Origin of the sequence: Anaerotignum sp. (assembly GCF_045122575.1) — a bacterium.
Classification (GTDB): domain Bacteria; phylum Bacillota; class Clostridia; order Lachnospirales; family Anaerotignaceae; genus Anaerotignum_A.
Map to the genome: position 1 here is coordinate 1 of NZ_JBGVHV010000004.1, position 3,542 is coordinate 3,542.

At 47.3% G+C, this 3,542-nt stretch carries 6 protein-coding genes, 1 tRNA gene and 1 pseudogene; 7 read left to right on the plus strand and 1 reads right to left on the minus strand.

Annotated elements, in window-relative coordinates; genetic code table 11:
* Positions 1-371, minus strand: a pseudogene (locus ACJMLT_RS00115) (sulfide/dihydroorotate dehydrogenase-like FAD/NAD-binding protein); the annotation flags it as partial.
* Positions 372-597: 226 nt separating this feature from the next.
* On the opposite strand from ACJMLT_RS00115, the gene mazG reads away from it, so the two are divergent.
* From mazG to ACJMLT_RS00150, 7 genes are all read left to right on the plus strand, one after another.
* Positions 598-1,407 carry a nucleoside triphosphate pyrophosphohydrolase gene (gene mazG / locus ACJMLT_RS00120; RefSeq protein ID WP_405724757.1) on the plus strand — a complete coding sequence of 270 codons (810 nt, stop codon included), beginning with the start codon at positions 598-600 and terminating at the stop codon, positions 1,405-1,407.
* A gap of 28 nt (positions 1,408-1,435) precedes the next feature.
* Positions 1,436-1,711, plus strand: a complete 276-nt coding sequence (locus tag ACJMLT_RS00125) for an HU family DNA-binding protein (protein WP_405724760.1) — start codon at positions 1,436-1,438, stop codon at positions 1,709-1,711.
* A gap of 73 nt (positions 1,712-1,784) precedes the next feature.
* Complete coding sequence (locus ACJMLT_RS00130) at positions 1,785-2,024, plus strand: RNA-binding S4 domain-containing protein (protein ID WP_405724763.1); 240 nt, start codon at positions 1,785-1,787, stop codon at positions 2,022-2,024.
* A gap of 201 nt (positions 2,025-2,225) precedes the next feature.
* The gene (gene yabP / locus ACJMLT_RS00135) at positions 2,226-2,507 is read left to right on the plus strand and encodes a sporulation protein YabP (RefSeq protein WP_405724766.1); all 282 of its coding nucleotides are present in this window, start codon (positions 2,226-2,228) and stop codon (positions 2,505-2,507) included.
* A 12-nt stretch (positions 2,508-2,519) separates the two neighbouring features.
* Positions 2,520-3,026 (plus strand): spore cortex biosynthesis protein YabQ, encoded by a 507-nt coding sequence (yabQ, locus tag ACJMLT_RS00140; RefSeq protein ID WP_405724769.1) that lies wholly within the window; start codon positions 2,520-2,522, stop codon positions 3,024-3,026.
* 27 nt (positions 3,027-3,053) lie between these two features.
* A complete protein-coding gene (locus ACJMLT_RS00145; protein WP_405724772.1) occupies positions 3,054-3,356 on the plus strand; it encodes an FtsB family cell division protein in 303 nt (100 codons plus the stop codon).
* Between the two features lie 68 nt (positions 3,357-3,424).
* A tRNA-Met gene (locus ACJMLT_RS00150) sits at positions 3,425-3,501 on the plus strand.
* The last annotated feature ends 41 nt before the right edge of the window (positions 3,502-3,542 follow it).

Sequence of the window (3,542 nt, forward strand, 5' to 3'; positions counted from 1 at the left end):
CCCAGTTCGTGCAGAGCCTTTGCCTGAGGGTATGCGATGGCACAGCCTACGCCGCCGCCCACAACAGCAACTTTTTTCATGCCTTCATATTCTGTGGCAACACCCAGAGGGCCAACGAAGTCCAGAATTGTGTCGCCGATTTCTTTTGCGGCCAGCATTTTTGTGGACAGACCAACTTTCTGGAAGATGATGGTCACTGTGCCTTTTTCTCTGTCATAATCAGCGATGGTCAGGGGGACTCTTTCGCTGAATTCATCTACACGGAAAATGATAAATTGACCAGCCTGAGCTTTCTTTGCCACGAAGGGGGCTTCGATCTCCAGGAGGGTCACCATGCTGTTGAGTTCTCTTTTATTTACGATACGAAACATGAGGTTCCTTCCTTTCTTTCTTTCTGTTTGGGTTTGCCCGAAAGGGTTTTCTTTCGGTCATAGATTTGTTATGATAGAATCGTGTTTATCATAACACAAATAAGTACCCGAAAAAAGACGGAAAAAGCGCCATTTTTGGTTTGAGATAAAGACAAAAGTTTATGGGAAACGAACAATGCTGGGGCGAAAAATGTCCTGAGATGAAAGGAAAAAGGAGGGTCTTTTTATGGAGGAAAAAAGATATATACTGGATGATTTTGTGGAAGTAATAAAGGCGCTGCGGGGAGAAAACGGCTGTCCCTGGGATCGTGTGCAGACTCACGAAAGCCTGCGGATGGACATGCTGGAGGAAGCCTATGAAGCGGCCAATGCCATTGATAACGGCGACATGCCCAATCTCTGCGAAGAATTGGGGGATGTGCTGATGCAGGTGGTGTTCCATGCCCGCATCGAGGAAGAAAAAGGGGCTGACGCAGCCTTTACACTGGAAGATGTGATCCGCGGCATCGGGGAAAAGATGGTCTACCGCCATCCCCATGTTTTCGGCAGCGGCGAAGTGAAGGCGGATACGCCGGAACAGGTGCTGGTTAACTGGGAGGCTTTGAAAAAGGTGGAAAAAGATGTAAAGACCCAGACTGACGTGATGAAAAGTGTGCCCGAAGCACTGCCTGCCCTTATCCGCGCCAGAAAGGTGCAGAAAAAAGCGGCAGATGTGGGTTTTGACTTCCCTGTGACTGCCGATGCTTTCCGGAAGGTATATGAAGAGGTGCAGGAATTGGAGGCTGCTGCGGCGGCTGAAGATGGCGATATGGAAGAAGAATTCGGCGATGTTTTGTTTGCACTGGTGAATATCTCAAGGTTTTTGAAAATAAATCCTGAGTTTGCCTTGACAAAAGCCATCAAAAAGTTTATAAATAGATTTGAGTATATTGAGAAATCCGCCTTTTCAGCAGGAAAAGACCTCTCTGATATGACTCTGGAGGAAATGGATTTACTCTGGGACAAAGCGAAAATCGCTTTGCGCCCAAATAAATGATAAATGGAAATTTAGGAGGCAAACACAAATGAACAAATCTGAACTGGTTGCAGCAATTGCTGAAAAAGCAGAAATGAGCAAAAAAGATGCAGAAAAAGCACTGAAAGCTTTTGAAGATGTAGTAACAGAAACACTGGCAGCTGACGGCAAAGTACAGCTGGTAGGCTTCGGTACATTCGACGTAGCTGAAAGAGCAGCTCGCGAAGGCAGAAACCCTCAGACAGGTGAAGCAATGCCCATCCCCGCTTCCAAAGCTCCCAGATTCAAAGCTGGTAAAGCTCTGAAAGATGCAATCAACAAATAATTTTTCCGAAGGGAATCAAAAAGCACTCTTGTAAAAGAGTGCTTTTTTACTAAGCAGCAGAGGAGGAGTGACCGTGAGAGTCGATAAATTCCTGAAAGTATCCCGTATCATCAAAAGACGTACCATCGCCAATGAAGCCTGCGATGCGGGCCGCGTGTCTATCAACGGCAAAGTGGTGAAGGCCGGCGCGGAAGTGAAAATCGGTGATATTATCGAAATTCAGTTTGGCAATAACACCACAAAGGTGGAGGTGCTGGATCTGAAGGAATCTACCAAAAAGGAAGATGCCGCAGGCATGTACAGATCCGTGTGATTGTGGGACGCTGTCCCACGCCCTGCCAAGGGAGTCACTCCCTTGGAACCCGATACGAAACAGCATGTACATGCTGTTTCAATTAGGGGTGCAGGGGGATTATCTCCTTGCTGGGAGTTTGAGGGTGAAACCCTCAAAAAGAGACGCATGTGCGTCTTTTTTTTGTTCTGTTGGCATATCCTTGCAACAGGGGGTGTTCCTATGGCGGAAGAAAAACGGAAAAACGGCAGACATACATTGCAGATGGAGGAACGGGAGCGGGTACGCATCGGCGGCGTGACGGAAGTGATGTCCTTTGATGAGGAGGGCATTATGATGGAGACTGCCTGCGGCCTTCTGATGCTGAAGGGGACAGGGCTGCATATCGGCAAGCTGGATCTGGACAGCGGGGATGTGACGGTGGATGGAACCATCGACAGCATCACCTATGCTGACGGCGGCTTTGGGGAAAAACATTCCCTCCTCGGCAAACTGTTCCGATAAGGGGTCGGCGTTATGATATTGTCATTACATGCACAGGCGCGGCTGTTTCTGCTGACCATTCTGCTGGGGGGCGGTATGGGTCTGGTCTATGATGGCCTGCGGGTATTTCGTCATGTGCTGCCCCATAAGCCCTTCTGGGTGCAGCTGGAGGATGGCCTGTTCTGGGCGGCGGCGGTTTTTCTGGTGTTTGGCGTGATGCTCCATGCCAGCAGCGGGGAGATCCGGTTTTTCTCCATCTTCGGTCTGTTTGGCGGTATGGGCCTGTATTTTCTGGCACTGAGTCCCTTTGTGCTGGCTGCCAGCGACCGTATCCTGCGGCTGATGAGATATGTGACAGTGCTGTTTTTTCGGATCGTTTTTACGCCTATTCGCCTGATTTTTCTGCCCTTTCGGAAACCCCTGCAAAAAATTAGGGGATTTTGCGTAAAACAGCGGAAAAAACTGTTGCAATCATTGAAACTTTGTGTAAAAATGAAACTACACCATCTTCGTATTGACTGGAAAATATTTCGGCGGTAGGGAAAAATAGCAGGGAGCAGGGTTTTTATGGAAAAGAAAAAAAGAATCAGAAAATCCAGAAAAGCATCCAGTCTTTTTGTAAGACTGTTCCTGCTGGTATTTGTATGCACTGTTTCTGTGGGTATCGGAAAACAGGCTATCCGTTATCAGGAAGTAAAGGAAGAAATGGCTGTGGTAACTGCGGAGATCGAAGCAGAACGGGAAAAACAGCTGAACTTTGAAACCAGAAAGGAATATTATACCAGCGACAGTTATATTGAGCAGGTGGCAAGAGAACAGCTGGGCATGGTGAAACCCAACGAGATTATCTATATCAACCGCAGTGAATAAATTTTGAAAAATTGTCGAAAAAAGGCTTGACATTTTTTGTACAAAAAGCTATACTGAGGAAGTCTTGTGGCGGAGTAGCTCAGTTGGCTAGAGCATGCGGTTCATACCCGCAGTGTCGGGGGTTCAAATCCCTCCTCCGCTACCATTTTTAAAATTTAATATGTTAAAAATATGGAAGTTTGCTCA

Bases quoted from the DNA above. Each gene is read 5' to 3' on its own strand.
- yabQ (WP_405724769.1), top strand. From the start codon at position 2,520: ATGATATTGTCATTACATGCACAGGCGCGGCTGTTTCTGCTGACCATT.
- yabP (WP_405724766.1), top strand. From the start codon at position 2,226: ATGGCGGAAGAAAAACGGAAAAACGGCAGACATACATTGCAGATGGAG.
- ACJMLT_RS00145 (WP_405724772.1), top strand. From the start codon at position 3,054: ATGGAAAAGAAAAAAAGAATCAGAAAATCCAGAAAAGCATCCAGTCTT.
- mazG (WP_405724757.1), top strand. From the start codon at position 598: ATGGAGGAAAAAAGATATATACTGGATGATTTTGTGGAAGTAATAAAG.
- ACJMLT_RS00125 (WP_405724760.1), top strand. From the start codon at position 1,436: ATGAACAAATCTGAACTGGTTGCAGCAATTGCTGAAAAAGCAGAAATG.